Source organism: Klebsiella sp. CTHL.F3a, from assembly GCF_019890895.1.
GTDB classification, from domain to species: Bacteria; Pseudomonadota; Gammaproteobacteria; order Enterobacterales; family Enterobacteriaceae; genus Klebsiella; species Klebsiella grimontii.
Genome location: NZ_CP082360.1, coordinates 1,115,871 through 1,132,983, shown reverse-complemented (window position 1 = coordinate 1,132,983; position 17,113 = coordinate 1,115,871). Strand labels below are relative to the sequence as shown.

At 57.8% G+C, this 17,113-nt stretch carries 14 protein-coding genes; 5 read left to right on the top strand and 9 right to left on the bottom strand.

Annotation, left to right across the window (positions count from 1 at the left end; translation table 11 throughout):
- Nucleotides 1–17: 17 nt before the first annotated feature.
- From K7H21_RS05430 to syd, 6 genes are all read right to left on the bottom strand, one after another.
- The gene (locus tag K7H21_RS05430) at nucleotides 18–1,358 is read right to left on the bottom strand and encodes an enolase C-terminal domain-like protein (protein ID WP_004124358.1); all 1,341 of its coding nucleotides are present in this window, start codon (nucleotides 1,356–1,358) and stop codon (nucleotides 18–20) included.
- Complete coding sequence (gene gudP / locus K7H21_RS05425; protein WP_004124361.1) at nucleotides 1,355–2,713, bottom strand: galactarate/glucarate/glycerate transporter GudP; 1,359 nt, start codon at nucleotides 2,711–2,713, stop codon at nucleotides 1,355–1,357. The genes K7H21_RS05430 and gudP overlap by 4 nt, the downstream gene beginning before the upstream one ends.
- Before the next feature lie 485 nt (nucleotides 2,714–3,198).
- The gene (locus K7H21_RS05420) at nucleotides 3,199–3,642 is read right to left on the bottom strand and encodes a flavodoxin (RefSeq protein WP_004124364.1); all 444 of its coding nucleotides are present in this window, start codon (nucleotides 3,640–3,642) and stop codon (nucleotides 3,199–3,201) included.
- Nucleotides 3,643–3,644: 2 nt separating this feature from the next.
- Nucleotides 3,645–4,439 carry a tRNA pseudouridine(65) synthase TruC gene (gene truC, locus K7H21_RS05415; RefSeq protein ID WP_004853649.1) on the bottom strand — a complete coding sequence of 265 codons (795 nt, stop codon included), beginning with the start codon at nucleotides 4,437–4,439 and terminating at the stop codon, nucleotides 3,645–3,647.
- Nucleotides 4,439–4,768 (bottom strand): YqcC family protein, encoded by a 330-nt coding sequence (locus K7H21_RS05410; protein ID WP_004124369.1) that lies wholly within the window; start codon nucleotides 4,766–4,768, stop codon nucleotides 4,439–4,441. The genes truC and K7H21_RS05410 overlap by 1 nt, the downstream gene beginning before the upstream one ends.
- 633 nt (nucleotides 4,769–5,401) lie before the next feature.
- Nucleotides 5,402–5,947 carry a SecY-interacting protein gene (syd, locus tag K7H21_RS05405; RefSeq protein WP_004124370.1) on the bottom strand — a complete coding sequence of 182 codons (546 nt, stop codon included), beginning with the start codon at nucleotides 5,945–5,947 and terminating at the stop codon, nucleotides 5,402–5,404.
- Nucleotides 5,948–6,016: 69 nt separating this feature from the next.
- On the opposite strand from syd, the gene queF reads away from it, so the two are divergent.
- The 5 genes from queF to K7H21_RS05380 all read left to right on the top strand — a co-directional run bounded on the left by queF (nucleotide 6,017) and on the right by K7H21_RS05380 (nucleotide 12,684).
- A complete protein-coding gene (queF, locus tag K7H21_RS05400; RefSeq protein WP_139529041.1) occupies nucleotides 6,017–6,862 on the top strand; it encodes an NADPH-dependent 7-cyano-7-deazaguanine reductase QueF in 846 nt (281 codons plus the stop codon).
- 111 nt (nucleotides 6,863–6,973) lie between these two features.
- Nucleotides 6,974–8,341, top strand: a complete 1,368-nt coding sequence (gene ppnN / locus K7H21_RS05395) for a nucleotide 5'-monophosphate nucleosidase PpnN (protein WP_004124374.1) — start codon at nucleotides 6,974–6,976, stop codon at nucleotides 8,339–8,341.
- A 544-nt stretch (nucleotides 8,342–8,885) separates the two neighbouring features.
- Entirely contained in the window at nucleotides 8,886–10,175 is a 1,290-nt protein-coding gene (locus tag K7H21_RS05390) for an HAAAP family serine/threonine permease (RefSeq protein WP_004124376.1), read from the top strand.
- Nucleotides 10,176–10,228: 53 nt separating this feature from the next.
- Nucleotides 10,229–11,596, top strand: coding sequence for an L-serine ammonia-lyase (locus K7H21_RS05385; RefSeq protein WP_004124379.1), 1,368 nt, complete (start codon nucleotides 10,229–10,231; stop codon nucleotides 11,594–11,596).
- Between the two features lie 146 nt (nucleotides 11,597–11,742).
- Nucleotides 11,743–12,684 (top strand): aliphatic sulfonate ABC transporter substrate-binding protein, encoded by a 942-nt coding sequence (locus K7H21_RS05380; protein WP_087829876.1) that lies wholly within the window; start codon nucleotides 11,743–11,745, stop codon nucleotides 12,682–12,684.
- Nucleotides 12,685–12,853: 169 nt separating this feature from the next.
- Here K7H21_RS05380 and K7H21_RS05375 read toward each other — a convergent pair whose 3' ends face one another.
- The 3 genes from K7H21_RS05375 to ssuD form a co-directional block, all read right to left on the bottom strand.
- On the bottom strand, nucleotides 12,854–14,260 hold the full coding sequence (locus K7H21_RS05375) for an LLM class flavin-dependent oxidoreductase (protein WP_223035645.1): 1,407 nt from the start codon (nucleotides 14,258–14,260) through the stop codon (nucleotides 12,854–12,856).
- 73 nt (nucleotides 14,261–14,333) lie between these two features.
- On the bottom strand, nucleotides 14,334–15,731 hold the full coding sequence (locus K7H21_RS05370; RefSeq protein WP_195321968.1) for an FAD/NAD(P)-binding protein: 1,398 nt from the start codon (nucleotides 15,729–15,731) through the stop codon (nucleotides 14,334–14,336).
- A 41-nt stretch (nucleotides 15,732–15,772) separates the two neighbouring features.
- Complete coding sequence (gene ssuD / locus K7H21_RS05365; protein WP_142445196.1) at nucleotides 15,773–16,945, bottom strand: FMNH2-dependent alkanesulfonate monooxygenase; 1,173 nt, start codon at nucleotides 16,943–16,945, stop codon at nucleotides 15,773–15,775.
- Between the last annotated feature and the right edge of the window lie 168 nt (nucleotides 16,946–17,113).

Sequence of the window (17,113 nt, the reverse complement as noted above, 5' to 3'; positions counted from 1 at the left end):
TTCAATCCTTATTCAAATCAGTGACGACCGAAAACGGGGCGTTTACGGTCAAAAGTCCATCCGGGGATCAGGTACTGCATTGGGCCTGCGTCATTACGCGCGCCGCCGGGCAGCCTTTTATAGGCCTCATGTGCCTTCTGTACCTGCTCCCAGTCCAGCTCAACGCCAAGTCCTGGCGCGTCCGGAACCGCGATTTTTCCGCGCTTAATCTCCAGCGGATTTTTGGTCAGGCGGCAATCTCCCTCCTGCCAAATCCAGTGGGTATCAATGGCCGTGGGGTTACCCGGCGCCGCCGCGCCGACGTGGGTAAACATGGCCAGTGAAATATCAAAGTGGTTATTGGAATGGCAGCCCCAGGTCAGGCCCCAGTCATCGCAAAGCTGCGCCACGCGCACCGCGCCGGACAGGGTCCAGAAGTGCGGATCGGCCAGCGGAATATCCACGGCGTTCAGCATCACCGCATGGCCCATTTCGCGCCAGTTGGTGGCGATCATGTTAGTTGCTACCGGCAGACCGGTAGCGCGGCGGAATTCCGCCATCACTTCGCGGCCGGAAAAGCCCTGCTCGGCGCCGCAGGGGTCTTCGGCGTAGGTCAGCACATCGTTCAGCCCTTTACACAGAGCGATGGCTTCGTCCAGCAGCCAGGCGCCGTTAGGGTCGACCGTAATGCGCGCATCCGGGAAACGCTTCTTCAGCGCGCGGGCGGTTTCGATCTCCTGCTCGCCGGGCAGCACGCCGCCTTTCAGTTTAAAATCTTTAAAGCCGTAGCGATCCTGCGCGGCTTCCGCCAGGCGCACCACCGCCTCACTGTTCAGCGCTTCCTGATGGCGCAGGCGATACCACGCGTGGCTGCCCGGCGTGCTTTCCAGGTAGGGCAGATCGGTTTTCGTACGATCGCCTACATAGAACAGATAGCCCAGCACGGTCACCGCATCACGCTGCTTGCCCGGCCCGAGCAGTTCGCAAACCGGCACGTTGAGCGCTTTGCCCAGCAGATCCAGCAGCGCTGCTTCCAGCGCCGCCACCGCGTTCACCCGCAGTTCGAACGTCCAGGCGCCTTTACCGAAGGTGTCAAAATCCGCGGCCTGGTTGCCTTTATGCACCTGCTGAACCACTTTATTCAGGCGGGCGACTTCCTGGCCCAACACCTGCGGGATAGCGTCAACCAGCGTCTGATAAATCACCTCGCCGCCTGGCGCTTCGCCGACGCCTGTATTGCCGGCGTTGTCGGTCAGCACCACGATATTGCGGGTGAAATACGCGTTATGGGCGCCGCCGATGTTGAGCAGCATACTGTCCTGCCCGGCCACCGGGATAACCTTCATGTCCGTGATAACGGGACTCGATTGCGTTGTCATGATGATTGTCCTGCCACTGGTTTCAGTTCAATACGCTTAATATCACCGACCAGCACCAGATAGCTCAGCACCGCCACCAGCGCATGGACACCCACATAAATCAGCGCACCGTTAAACGAACCGGTGGTTCCGACGATATAGCCGATGGCAATTGGCGTCACGATGCCGGAGATATTGCCGAACATATTGAACAGACCGCCGCTCAGGCCGCTGATCTCTTTCGGCGCCGTATCCGCCATCACCGCCCAGCCCAGCGCGCCGATGCCTTTACCGAAGAAGGCCAGCGCCATAAAACCGATGATCATCCACTCCACGTTGACGTAGTTACAGAACACCATCACCATCGACAGCAGCATTCCCATCACGATCGGCGTTTTACGCGCGATGTTCAGCGAGCCGGTACGCCGCATCAGCCAGTCGGAAATAATCCCGCCGAGCACGCCGCCCGCGAAGCCGCAAATTGCCGGCACCGACGCGACAAAACCGGCTTTCAGAATGGACATGCCGCGCGCCTGCACCAGATAAACCGGGAACCAGGTGATGAAGAAATAGGTTAAAGCGTTGATGCAGTATTGGCCGATATAGACGCCGATCATCATGCGGGAACCCAGCAGCTGCTTGATTTGCCCCCATTTTACGCTAAATGGCACTTTGGCTTTGGCTGCCGCCTGATCCATGTTGATCAGCGCGCCGCCTGCGGCAATGTAATCCAGCTCTTTTTGGTTCACACCCGGATGCTGGTTCGGTTCATGAATCACCTTCAGCCAGACAAAGCTGATGATAATCCCGAGGCCGCCCATAAAGAAGAACACGTGCGACCAGCCCACCTCATGGGTCAGCCAACCCATGATTGGCGCAAAAATAACGGTGGCAAAGTATTGCGCGGAGTTAAAAATAGCCACCGCCGTGCCCCTCTCCTGGGCGGGGAACCAGGCCGCGACGATACGGCTGTTTCCGGGGAAAGATGGCGCTTCGGCCAGGCCGACAAGGAAACGCAGGGTAAACAACGCGACGATAATGCCGAAGCCGCTAAAGATATCGACGAAGCCCTGCAGTAGGGTAAACATGGACCAGATAAAAATGGACCAGAAATAGACGCGTTTTGAACCGAATCGGTCAAGCAGCCAGCCGCCTGGGATCTGACCGATAACGTAGGCCCATGAGAAGGCGGAGAAAACATAACCCATGCCAACGGCGTCAAGACCAATATCTTTGGCCATCTCCGATCCGGCAATGGATAAGGTGGCGCGGTCGCCGTAGTTGAAGGATGTGACGATAAACAGCATCACCACTATCCAGTAGCGAGCATTGGTGCGCTTTTCAGCGCCGCTCGCCGCCTGACTTAATGAACTCATTGTTGCACTCCTGAATCATAGCGTTAGCTACGTTCATTCTGAACAGCACAACCTGTAGGGTACTCAGAATGACGTGTTAGTGTTTTTCATTGTTTTCGTTATATCTGGCACTGCATTGGGAACTGGCAGGGAAAGTATAAAAAGAGGGGCTGCCGGGCTCACCGTGCAAATACACAGCTTTCACCGGCTGAGCAAATCTGATTTATGGCGTATGCCTAACGAGATGGGGGATGGTTCACGGAAATGAAAAACCGCGCCCGTTGAGAGGTGGAGAGGGCGGTACAAAAGACAGGAGTGTGAATCAACTCTCTTGACCCCGTGAAATAGCCCGGTAAAGACCCTGGCATAACACAGGTTTTAAGGCAAATGCCCGAAGCCAGCCGCGCGGAGAATTGGTACGATCTTTTTGACCGTTAATCTGGCACTGGCATTGAACATCAGTAATAAAAGGGGCGCCCTCTATTGTAGGGAGAGGGCGAAACTTTTTAATCAAGCAGCGTCGCCCACTGCGTTACCCATGGGTTAGAGACGCTTTCGGGTTCCGGATCTTCGCTGGCGTCAATCATCAGCATATCGCCCACGCGCGTGCCGCCCTGCTCCTGCAATAACGCATCAAACTTCAAACCGCCGCCGCAGAAGTTGGCGTAGGTGCTATCGCCCAGGGCGATAATGCCATAGCGTAAATGCGGCTGGTACATATCTTTGATGCCTTCGTACAAGGGCACAATGCTGTCCGGTAAATCGCCCTGCCCGGTGGTCGAAGTCACCACTAGCGCATATTTCCCGGTATATGACTCCCAGTCTTTGACTTCAGGATCTTCAAAGACTTTCGCCTGATGACCCAGCCCGCTCAAAATAGCCTGCGCCTCTTCGGCGACCAGGAGCGAATTTCCATACATCGTACCGACAAAAATTCCGACTTCCGCCATGACTAACTCCCTGAATTGACCTGTATCTCTTCATCCTGACCGCAGTCGTCGGCAAACTCAACCCTTTCATTTAGCGGGAGAAGGCCGCGCCAGCCAAACTGCGACAGCGCGCGCATCCAGACGTCGTCAAGACCGGCGCGAATGACCAGCGGTTCGCCGGTAAAGGGATGCGTTAACGAGAGCTGGCTGGCGTGCAGCATCAGCCGATCGCAGCCAAAATGTTCCGCCGCGCTGCGATTCTGCCGCAAATCGCCGTGTTTGCTATCGCCGATAATCGGATGGCGAAGATGGGCAAGATGGCGACGCAGCTGATGTTTACGTCCGGTTTTCGGTTCCAGTTCCACCAGGCTATAGCGGGTCGTGGGGTAACGTCCGGTCGCCACCGGCATCTCTACCGTCGCCAGGCCGCGATAATGCGTCACCGCCGGTTGCGGGTCTTTATTTTCGCGAGCGAACTTATCGGCGATTTTATCCAGCTCCTCAACCAGCGGATAATCAAGCACCGCTTCGTCGTTGAGCCAGCCGCGGGCGATCGCATGATAGCGTTTCTGCATTTGATGCTGCTCGAACTGCTGCGACAGCAATCTTCCTGCTTCGCTCGATAGCCCCATCAACAACACGCCGGACGTCGGCCTGTCGAGACGATGGGCGGTGAACACGTGCTGGCCTATCTGGTCGCGCACGGTCTGCATTACCACCACTTTTTCATCACGATCCAGCCAGCTACGGTGCACCAGCCAGCCCGAAGGTTTGTTTACCGCGACCAGCCAACGGTCCTGATATAAAATTTCCAGCATCAGGCTTCGCCGCCGGCAAACAGCGCATCCAGCAGGACCAGTTCGGCCAGCAACCGCTCGCGTACGGGGTGAGCGTTATCGAGGGCCATCTCATAATAGGGGGCAACGGCGAAGTTCTGCGGTAGCGGCATTCCGCTTTCCAGCAGCTGGCGCATACGCGGAATCAATACCCACTGCAGCCATTCAATCGGCTCCATGGTGTCGAGGCAAAACGGCTGTTCGCTGGCAAACGCGCGGCTATCGGGGGCACTATCCTGCCAGTGTTCCGTTTCGCGCAGCAGCGCTTCAATGGCGAGCAGGCGCTCGCGCACGCGATGGTCAAGAGTCATGGGAAACCTCGGTGAGTTGAAAACCGGCGCAGAATAGCAAATTCAGACGAGAAATAAAAAAAGGGAGCACTGTATAAAACAGTGCTCCCGGTTCGTTTTGCAGCAATCCAGCTACATTGGTGCTCCCTGCTCGTCCTTGAAAACTTTTCCTGAGGTCTCCTGACCATGTTCATCCATAAACAGTTGCATCCTGCTTTCACACCACCCCGATGCGAAATAACTCATCCTTAAGTCTATCCTGATCTTCCTGATCCACCGAACGTCCCGCTCGGCTCTCGTTCTCCTTCCTGGAGGTGTCCTTTTACGCAATCCTGCGTTATCCTGTGCTTCATCCTGAAGCCTGTCCTTGCAACGCCGTCCTGGCGGGTCCTGCAGAAGCGTCATCATCCTGATGTTCACTTCGTTTATCAACTCCCTGTCGATGTGTATAGAATCCCTGATTCCGCCCTGTCTTACAACCCTTGTTAAGACAATATCTTAAGATTATTCGTCAGTATCCTTAATAAGAAAATCATTAATCACTTGAAAAATCTTAAATTTCTTAAAATATAGTCCCTGAAGGATCGGCTTAAATGATGACGATCTCTTACAGGTCTTGTAAGAGATCTCTCACAAAAATTTGAGTAGTCTGGATTACAGAACAGGCTTAAGGGAATTGAGGAAACTCGCAAGCGAGGGGGAAAGGGTCGCGCGTTTTCGGGTGCCAAGGGTCTCTTTGATCACTTCACCGCTCATATTACAGACCGAAATGACATCCAGTTCGCTGTCGAGGGTGGCGATAAACAGGGTCGGCGACAGCTTCAAACGCTTTTGCACCAGCAGATGACCGATCAGATTTTCCTGCACCCGCTGGAAATCATCCGGGCTCCAGGTTTGCAGCAGCGTCATGGTTTCATCGGCGAAACGCGCCTGCATATCACCGGCAAACTGAGTGGTATAATAAGCATGAAGCGGTTGTTGTACCACAATCTCCAGCGCCCGTTCAACTGCGTGAATGTTTTGTTCTAATGAAAACGGCTGCGGCTGCCAGAAAACACCGTCATCATCCGTGCCGTTGACGCACGGAGACGGAATACCGTAAAGCTCTTCGCTACGCGGCAGGCTGGAGCGCTGCTGCTGCCACGCCTCACAGTAACGTTGGGTAAATGCTTGTAGCGCTTCTGCGGTTTGCTGATCCACCGGTTTCTCTCTTCACGTTAGACAGGATACACTTGGCATATAGTGTAACCGCTTTAACTATGGTGAAACATGTCTTCTTACGATAATCATCAGGCGCTGGCCGGCCTCACGCTCGGAAAATCAACCGATTACCGCGATACCTACGACGCCAGCCTGCTTCAGGGCGTCCCGCGCAGCCTGAACCGCGACCCGCTGGATCTGCACGCCGATAATCTGCCGTTTCACGGCGCCGATATCTGGACGCTGTACGAGCTCTCCTGGCTGAACGCCAAAGGTCTGCCGCAGGTCGCCGTGGGCCACGTTGAGCTCAGCGACACCACCGTAAATCTGGTGGAATCAAAAAGCTTTAAGCTCTATCTCAACAGCTTTAACCAGACGCGTTTTGCCGACTGGCAGGCGGTCGAGGCGACGCTGGCGCGCGATCTCAGCGCCTGCGCCGAAGGGGAAGTGAAGGTGTCGCTGTATCGCCTTGATGAGCTCGAAGGCCAGCCGGTGGCCCATCTGCACGGCACCTGCATCGACGACCAGGATATTGAAATCGATAACTACCAGTTTAGCGCCGATTACCTGCAGGACGCCGCTGCCGGCAAAGTGGTCGAAGAGACCCTGGTCAGCCATCTGCTGAAGTCCAACTGCCTGATTACCCATCAGCCTGACTGGGGCTCGGTGCAGATTCAGTATCGCGGGGCGAAAATCGATCGCGAAAAACTGCTGCGCTATCTGGTGTCATTCCGCCATCACAACGAATTCCACGAGCAGTGCGTAGAGCGCATCTTTAACGATATTCAGCGTTTCTGCCAGCCGGAAGTCCTTTCGGTTTATGCGCGCTACACGCGACGCGGCGGTCTGGACATCAACCCGTGGCGCAGCAATACCGATTTTATGCCGGCCACCGGTCGCCTCGCCCGTCAATAATCAACATTTTCACAATTTGCGTGCGTTAACCCGCGCGCAAGGTTGTGAAAACGCCATCAGCAGGGCTATTGTAATCACAGGAAGACGATAATCGTCCTGTAAGGAGTTCACTTGATTACACATGTTAGCCCGCTTGGTTCAATGGATATGCTGTCGCAGCTGGAAGTGGATATGCTTAAACGCACCGCCAGCAGTGACCTGTATCAACTCTTTCGCAACTGCTCGCTTGCTGTGCTCAACTCGGGGAGCCTGACCGATAACAGCAAGGAGCTTCTGTCTCGTTTTGAAAACTTCGATATTAACGTGCTGCGTCGCGAACGCGGCGTGAAGCTGGAACTGATCAACCCGCCGGAAGACGCTTTCGTTGACGGGCGTATTATCCGTTCCCTGCAGGCCAACCTGTTTGCCGTACTGCGCGATATCCTGTTCGTCTACGGCCAGATCCACAACACCGTCCGCTTCCCGAACCTCGATCTTGAAAGCTCGGTGCATATCACCAACCTGGTCTTCTCCATTTTGCGTAACGCCCGCGCCCTGCACGTTGGCGAAGCGCCAAATATGATTGTCTGCTGGGGCGGCCACTCGATTAACGAAAATGAGTATCTGTACGCCCGCCGCGTAGGCACCCAGTTGGGTCTGCGCGAACTTAACATCTGCACCGGCTGTGGACCGGGCGCGATGGAAGCGCCAATGAAAGGCGCCGCCGTCGGCCACGCGCAGCAGCGTTACAGAGACAGCCGCTTTATCGGGATGACCGAGCCGTCAATTATCGCCGCCGAGCCGCCGAATCCGCTGGTGAACGAACTGATCATCATGCCGGATATCGAAAAACGTCTGGAGGCGTTCGTGCGCATCGCCCACGGCATCATCATCTTCCCGGGCGGCGTGGGCACGGCGGAAGAGCTGCTCTATCTGCTGGGCATTTTGATGCACCCGTCGAACAAGTCGCAGGTTCTGCCGCTGATCCTCACCGGGCCAAAAGAGAGCGCCGATTATTTCCGCGTACTGGATGAGTTTATCGTCCATACGCTGGGCGAATCCGCCCGTCGTCACTATCGCATCATCATCGACGACGCCGCAGAAGTTGCCCGTCAGATGAAAAAAGCGATGCCGATGGTCAAAGAGAACCGCCGCGAAACCGGAGACGCCTACAGCTTCAACTGGTCGATGCGTATTGCGCCGGACCTGCAGATGCCGTTCGACCCCACCCACGACAATATGGCCAACCTTAAACTCTATCCGGACCAGCCGGTGGAAGTGCTGGCAGCGGATCTCCGCCGCGCCTTCTCCGGTATCGTCGCCGGTAACGTTAAAGAGGTGGGTATCCAGGCTATCGAGAAATTCGGCCCGTATAAGATTCACGGCGATCCGGCGATGATGCGCCGCATGGATGACTTGCTACAGGGCTTTGTGGCGCAGCATCGTATGAAGCTGCCGGGCGGCACCGCCTACATCCCCTGCTACGAAATCTGTTCCTGAGTTCTCTTGTGCTCTTCTCCCGGGCGGCGGCTTACGCCCCCCGGGCATTTCTCCCCGCCCTTGCCGCAATATTTCCCCGCGTCTTCAGTTCTCAATACGCTCGAATGCTTTCCAAATAAATCATTCCTTTTATGAATTTTTAGCGCCATCTCCACAAAAGCCAATCGTTTGCGTTTCCAAAAATGGCAATAAATATCACCAGGAAAGATGACTTTTAACGTAAAAACGTCGAGAACATCGCATTTTTACAGTAAAAACCTCGTTATTACGTCCCGCCACTATTCTCTCATATGCTGAAAATGATAGCCTCCGCGCCACAAATCTCTGGCTGATCACCAGAAACAGGCTGTTGGACTAAAATTGCTTACATTTAAAGTGGATTATTGCATTTGAGATCGCGATCACTGATGCATTCACCATATAAATGTATCTTCCCGCACCAATTGTTACGGAGAAAATGCCTAAAAAACCGTAAACAAACGAATTTCATATTATTTGGTCTTTTTTATTCAATAGATTTTGTTGCTTCCTCCAGGAGATACAGATGGAAACCACTCAAACCAGCACCATCGTTTCGGATGCTACCCGTAGCGGTTGGCGTAAGACGGACACCATGTGGATGCTGGGCCTGTACGGCACGGCTATCGGCGCGGGCGTCCTGTTCCTGCCGATCAACGCCGGCGTCGGCGGTATGATCCCGCTGATCATCATGGCGATTCTGGCCTTCCCGATGACCTTCTTCGCCCACCGCGGGATGACCCGTTTCGTGCTGTCCGGTAAGAATCCAGGTGAAGACATCACCGAAGTGGTCGAAGAGCATTTCGGCGTCGGCGCAGGTAAGCTGATTACCCTGCTCTACTTCTTCGCCATCTACCCGATTCTGTTGGTTTACAGCGTGGCGATCACTAATACCGTCGAAAGCTTTATGCTGCACCAGCTGCATATCACGCCGCCGCCGCGCGCGATTCTTTCCCTGATTCTGATTGTCGGCATGATGACCATCGTGCGCTTCGGCGAGCAGATGATTGTGAAAGCGATGAGCGTGCTGGTGTTCCCGTTCGTGGTCGCGCTGATGATCCTGGCCTTTTATCTGATCCCGCAGTGGAACGGCGCGGCGCTGGAGACACTCTCCCTGAGCAGCGCGACCGCGACCGGCAACGGCCTGTGGATGACCCTGTGGCTGGCGATTCCGGTCATGGTGTTCTCCTTTAACCACTCGCCGATCATCTCCTCCTTCGCCGTGGCGAAACGCGAAGAGTACGGCCAGGGCGCAGAGAAAAAATGTTCCAGCATTCTGGCCCGCGCGCACATTATGATGGTGCTTACCGTGATGTTCTTCGTCTTCAGTTGCGTACTGAGCCTCTCCCCGGCGGATCTGGCGGCGGCGAAAGATCAGAACATCTCGATTCTGTCTTACCTGGCGAACCACTTTAACGCGCCGATCATCGCCTGGATGGCGCCGATCATTGCGATGATCGCCATCACCAAATCCTTCCTTGGCCACTACCTGGGCGCTCGCGAAGGCTTTAACGGCATGGTGATTAAATCCCTGCGCGGTAAAGGCAAGTCCATCGAAATCAACAAACTGAACAAAATCACCGCCCTGTTCATGCTGGTCACCACCTGGATTGTGGCGACGCTGAACCCCAGCATCCTTGGGATGATCGAAACCCTGGGCGGCCCGATTATCGCGATGATTCTGTTCCTGATGCCGATGTACGCGATTCAGAAAGTCCCGGCGATGCGCAAATACAGCGGCCACGTCAGCAACGTATTCGTAGTGATTATGGGCCTGATTGCTATCTCCGCGATTTTCTACTCTCTGTTTAGCTAATATCCCCCGCGCCGCTTAACGGCGGCGCGCCTCCCGACAGCACTGGATGCATCATGATCAGCGTATTCGATATTTTTAAAATCGGCATTGGCCCTTCCAGCTCCCACACCGTTGGACCGATGAAAGCGGGCAAACAATTCACGGACGATCTTATTGAGCGCGGGCTGCTTCCCGAGGTAACCAAAGTCGTCGTCGATGTCTACGGCTCCCTTTCCCTGACCGGTAAAGGCCACCATACCGACATCGCGATTATTATGGGCCTGGCGGGCAACCTGCCGGATACCGTCGATATCGACGCGATTCCCGGCTTTATCCAGGACGTCAATACCCATGGCCGCCTGATGCTGGCGAACGGCCAGCAGGAAGTGGCGTTCCCGGTCGATCAGTGCATGAATTTCCACGCCGACAACCTGTCGCGGCATGAGAACGGCATGCGTATTACCGCCCTCGGCGGCGAGAAGGTTCTCTACAGCCAGACGTACTACTCCATCGGCGGCGGCTTTATCGTCGACGAAGACCATTTCGGCGTGACCGCCGAAGCGCCTGTCGCCGTCCCTTATCCGTATAAAAGCGCCGCCGACCTGCAGCGCCACTGCCGCGAAAGCGGGCTATCGCTCTCCGGCCTGATGATGCAAAACGAGCTGGCGCTGCACAGTAAAGAAGCGCTGGAGCAGCACTTTGCCGCGGTCTGGGAGGTGATGAGCAGCGGAATTGAGCGCGGCATTACCACCGAGGGGGTTTTGCCGGGCAAGCTGCGGGTTCCCCGTCGCGCCGCCGCGCTGCGCCGGATGCTGGTAAGCCAGGACAATACCAACAGCGACCCGATGGCGGTCGTTGACTGGATTAATATGTTCGCCCTGGCGGTTAACGAAGAGAACGCCGCCGGCGGGCGCGTGGTGACCGCGCCGACCAACGGCGCCTGCGGTATCGTACCTGCGGTGCTGGCCTACTATGACAAGTTCATCCGCAAAGTGAACGCCAACTCGCTGGCGCGCTATATGCTGGTCACCAGCGCCATTGGCTCGCTCTATAAGATGAACGCCTCAATTTCCGGCGCCGAAGTGGGCTGCCAGGGAGAAGTCGGCGTAGCCTGTTCAATGGCGGCGGCCGGTCTGGCTGAACTGCTGGGCGGCAGTCCGGGTCAGGTATGCATCGCTGCGGAAATTGGTATGGAACACAACCTCGGTCTCACCTGCGATCCGGTTGCCGGCCAGGTGCAGGTGCCGTGCATCGAGCGTAACGCTATCGCGGCGGTCAAGGCGGTCAACGCCGCGCGTATGGCCCTGCGCCGCACCAGCGAGCCGCGGGTGTGCCTCGATAAAGTCATCGAGACCATGTACGAAACAGGCAAAGATATGAACGCCAAATATCGTGAAACCTCGCGCGGCGGCCTGGCAATGAAGATTGTCGCCTGCGATTAACCCCTCTCCCGGTATGCTGCGGTATGCCGGGCTGTCTTTTCCCTGCCCTCACCCTTCATTTATGTTATATAAATGATAATTTAGTTATTTATTAGTTATAAAGACGATTTGTTACCTTACGGAAAACCGCTCAAGGAGAACAAATCATGCTCAGATTATCCCGCCCGGCGCTGCTACTCCTGCTTGCAGGCTTATCCACTTCCGCGCTGGCGAAGGCGCCGGAGACCGTGAACATCGGTTATCAGAAAGCGAATATCTTCGCGCTGCTTAAATATCGCGGCACCCTCGATGAAAGCTTCAAAAAGCAGGGTATCGCCGTACGCTGGATTGAATTTCCCGCCGGGCCGCAGATGCTGGAAGGACTGAACGTCGGCAGCATCGATCTTGCCGCCACCGGCGATGCGCCCCCGGCCTTTGCCCAGGCGGCGCAGGCGGATCTGGTCTATTTAGCCCACTCTCCGGCGAACCCAAAAACCGAAGCCATCGTGGTGGCGGAAAACTCGACGATTAAGAGTGTCGCCGACCTTAAAGGCAAGCGCGTGGGGCTCAACAAAGGCTCCGACGTGAACTATCTGCTGGTGACCGCGCTGGAGAAAGCCGGGCTGAGTTATAAAGATATCACGCCGGTCTATCTGCCGCCTGCTGACGCCCGCGCCGCCTTCCAGCGCGGCGCCATTGACGCCTGGGTTATCTGGGATCCGTTCCTCGCCGAAGTGGAAACGAACGCCAAAGCGCGGCAGATTCGCAATGCCGAAGGGCTGGTGCCGCACTACACCTTCTACCTGGCCAGCCGCAAATTTGCCGACACGTATCCGGATACCGCAAAGCAGGTGGTGGATGAGCTGGGTAAACTGAGCGAATGGGCCAACGGTCATCAGGACGATGCCGCCGGGATCCTCTCCACCTCTACCGGGCTGGATAAAGCTATCTGGCTGAAGACGCTGGCGCGTCTGCCTTATGGCGCAGAGCGTATGACGCCTGCGGTCTATAACGAACAGCAGGCGCTGGCGGATACCTTCACCCGTATCGGCCTGCTGCCGGTGAAAGTCGATGTGCGTAGCGCAACCTGGTCGCTGGATAAACAGTAAGCCTTCCCTTCCTTCCCGGGTCGCGGCGCCAGCGCCTTACCCGGGCTACCGGCCCGCAGATGGTGATAGACCCTTAGCCCGGACAGGCTTGTCAAGCGCCGCCTCCGGGAAAAACCTTCCGCCCCACAGTTCAGCCCCTCACCCTTCGGGGAGAGGGGGACCGGCAAAATTAACTCACCTTCTCTTCACGTCCGACCACGACCTGCGCGCCGTAGCGATAGCCTGCGCCCGGATGCGGCGCAGCCAGCCGCGGGCCGGCGCCAAACAGCTTCTCGCGCAGGGTTCCCTCGCGATACTCCTGCTTAAACACGCCGCGCTTTTGCAGCTCCGGGACCAGCAAATCCACCACGTCGCGGAAGGTTTCGTGGGTCACCGCATAGGCGAGGTTAAAGCCATCGACGTCGGTCTCCTCGACCCAAGACTGCAGCTCATCGGCGACCGTCTGCGGGCTGCCGACCACCAGTGGCCCGAAGCCGCCGATCCCCGCCCAGTCCGCCAGCTTCTGTACGGTCCACTGGCTATTCGGATCGGCGGTGGAAAACGCCTCTACCATCGACTGAATCGCGTTGGTATGCAGATACTCCAGCACCTGATCCGGCTGATACTGACCAAGGTCGATGCCGGTCCAGCCGGAGAGCAGCGCCAGCGCCCCTTCGTAGCTAACGTACGGTTTATACTCCTGCCATTTCGCCTGAGCTTCACGGTCGGTTTCGCCGACAATGAGCGTCTGCATATTGAAGATCAGGATGCTGCGCGGATCGCGCCCGGCCTCCTCGGCGCGACGGCGAATATCCGCCACCGTCTTTTTCAGCAGCACTTTCGACGGCGCGCCGACAAATACGCACTCCGCGTGGCCGGCGGCGAACTGCTTGCCGCGGCTGGAAGCGCCCGCCTGATAGAGCACCGGCGTACGCTGCGGCGATGGCTCGCAGAGGTGGATCCCCGGCACCGAAAAGAAGTTGCCCTGATGGTTAATCGGATGAATTTTTCGCGGATCGCTGAAGATCTTACGTTCCCTGTCGCGTAGCACCGCGCCATCCTCCCAGCTCCCTTCCAGCAGCTTATAGACCACCTCCAGATACTCATCGGCGTAGTCGTAGCGGGCATCGTGGTCGGTCTGCGCTTTCTGGCCAATATTACGCGCCCCGCTCTCCAGATAGGAGGTCACGATATTCCAGCCCACTCGCCCCTTCGTCAGATGGTCGAGCGTCGACAGGCGGCGGGCGAACGGATAGGGATGCTCAAAAGAGAGCGAAGCGGTCAGACCGAATCCGAGATGCTCCGTCACCAGCGCCATCGGCGTAATCAGCGCCAGCGGATCGTTGACCGGCACCTGCGCCGCCTGGCGGAGCGCCGCATCGCCGTTGCCGTTCAGCACGTCATAGACGCCCAGCACGTCGGCGATAAACAGCCCGTCAAACTTGCCGCGCTCCAGCAAACGCGCCAGGTCGACCCAATACTCAAGGTCTTTATACTGCCAGGAGCGGTCGCGAGGATGGGCCCACAGCCCCGGCGACTGATGGCCGACGCAGTTCATATCAAAAGCGTTCAGACGAATTTCACGTTGTGATGACATAGCGCTCTCCACGACGCGCCCCGCTGTCGGGACGCGCGCATAATCATTAAAGGAATCAGGGGATAAAAGGCGTTCAGAACGCCGGACATCGGGCGGATTGCTTAATGCCCAGCGCCAGTAATGCTTCGGCAGCTACGGCGGCGGCATGGTCAGCTACCTGCGGTAGCCCCATCAGTTCACCGAAGTGGGCCCGCGCGGCGGGCCCGGAGACCAGCAGATTGGGCGCGACCCGCCCTTCCCGGCCAATCGCCCGCGAGCGGCGATCAACGTCCAGCCCGAGGCCAAACGCGTCGGCGCGAATCAGCCCATCCTGGCTCAGCTGGCGCAGCAGCGGCTGGCTGTCGGTGAGGGCCCCGTGCGCCGGGCCGGTGGTTAAAATAAAATGGTCAACGCTCACCCGCTGCGCTTCACCGCCCCGGGGCGAGAGGGTGAGCGTCAATTTTTGCGCGTCGCCTGCCAGCGCAGTAATCCTGGCCGCCAGCACTCGCAGGCTGCCGTTGCGCTGGCGCTGCTCAAGAATCCCGGCGACCTGGGGAGCGATACGGTAGCGGTGAACGTCCCAGTAGCTGCGTAAATGACGCAGGAAGCGCTGACGATCGGCCACCGACAGCGCCTGCCAGATCTCCTGCCCCTGATTACGCACCGCGTCCAGCACCACCTGCCAGGCCTGCCCCCGCTCTGCGGCGCGGTCGATATCCCGGCGGATTTGCCGCAGCCGCTGGCGCAGCGATCCGTAGGTATACTCGCCTTCCCAGGGGTCAGCGCTGCCGCTCAGGTTGCTGCGGGAGAGTAGCCCGCGGCGTGAAAATGCCGTTATCGGCCCCCGATGTCCCAGCCGCGTCAGCGTCGCGACGGTATCCGCCATCGTCAGGCCGGTGCCCATGACCGCGACGCTCGCCTCCGGCGCGATAGCGTCCAGCACGCCCGTTCGCCAGGGGTTAGCGATGAGCGCCGGATGGGTCGCGAACGGCGTCGCCAGCGACGGCAGAGAGGGCGGCGGATGGCTGATGGCCAGCACCAGCAGATCGGCCCGCAGCCGATGCCCGCCATCGGTGATAATCTCGCCATCTTCAAACCTTAGCGCCTGCTCGCGCAGATGCGTCAGCCGCCCGCCGCTGGCGCGCGCCTTCTCGGCGAAACGCTGGGCGACGTAGCGGCCAAACTGGCCGCGCTGCGGATAGACCGCGCCGTCTTCCAACAGAGCCTGCGGATCATCAGCAAAAGCAGGCTGGCTGCGGTACCAGCGGTCGAATTCGCCCTCCTCTTCCCCGGTAAGCTGCATCCGTGCGGCGGGAACGTTAATCCGATGGCTCGGTTCGGTCGTGGAGTAGGCCACGCCCGCACCGGGCACCTCGCGCGGCTCCAGCAGCGTGACCCGCACGCCAGTCGGCGCCAGGCGCAGGAGATGAATAGCCACCGCCGCACCGCTAAATCCGCCGCCGACGATCACCACGTGCGGTTCAGTTTGCATAGCCCACCGCCTTCAGAAACCGGTGTAACATACGCGCCTCCTCAGCTTGCGCTGACCTGTTTCACCGGACGCTTATCGCCGCCGATGGTTTCGCCGAACGGGCCGGTATTGACGCTACGCGCCTTCGGCTGATCGTGGCCTGCCAGCGGCAATAGCGGCATGACCAGGTCAGCGAAACGATGGGCTTCTTCCAGATGCGGATAGCCGGAGAAGATAAAATTGGTGATACCGAGCGCCTGATATTCGCGAATGCGTTCTGCCACCTGCTGCGGATTGCCGACCAGCGCCGTTCCCGCCCCGCCGCGCACCAGCCCTACGCCCGCCCACAGGTTCGGCGCAATGCGCAGATTGTCGCGCGATCCTTTATGCAGCGAGCTCATGCGCGCCTGGCCGGTGGAGTCCATACGGGAAAAAATTTTCTGCGCCTGGGCGATGGTCTCGTCATCAAGGTGAGAAATCAGCCGATCGGCGGCGGCCCACGCCTCCTCTTCGGTTTCGCGAACAATCACATGCAGACGAATCCCGTACTGCAACGTGCGGCCCCGGGCGGCGGCGCGCTCGCGCACTACCGCCAGCTTTTCGGCCACCAGCGCCGGCGGCTCCCCCCAGGTCAGGTAGGTATCGATTTGATCGGCGGCAACGTCGATGGCTTCCTCAGAGGAGCCGCCAAAAAACAGCGGCGGGCCGTTTTCCTGTACCGGCGGAAACAGCACTTCCGCGCCTTCCACGTGGATATGCTCGCCGTGATAATCCACCTTTTCACCTTTCAGCAGGCGCGAGTAGACGTCGAGAAATTCGCGGGTGACCTGATAGCGTTCGCCGTGGCTGAGGAAAATACCGTCGCCTTTGTTTTCCACCGGATCGCCGCCGGTGACGACGTTAATCAGCAGCCGACCGCCCGACAGACGGTCGAGCGTCGTCGCCATCCTCGCCGCCAGCGTCGGCGGCTGCAGGCCCGGACGAACGGCCACCAGATAGCGCAGGCGACGGGTCAGCGGCGCCAGCGCCGAGGCCACCAGCCAGGAGTCCTCGCAGCTTTTCCCCGTTGGGATCAGCACGCCGTAGTAGCCGAGGCTGTCGGCCGCCAGCGCTACCTGCTGCAGGTAAGGCAAATCAACCGGCCGCCCGCCCTCCGCGGTGCCCAGGTAGCGACCATCGCCGTGGGTGGGCAGAAACCAGAACACATTGATTTTGTCGTCGGTTTTTTGCGTCATTATCGATTTCCTATATAACCATATTCGATATTTATCGAAGAGTTGTTTTAATTTGGTTATATGAGTGTTAGCGATAATCGTGCCAATGGTGAATAAAAAATTAACAATACAAAATCAGTCGGTTAGATAAACCGGGACCGTATACCGCTGTTGCAAATGCCGCAGCCA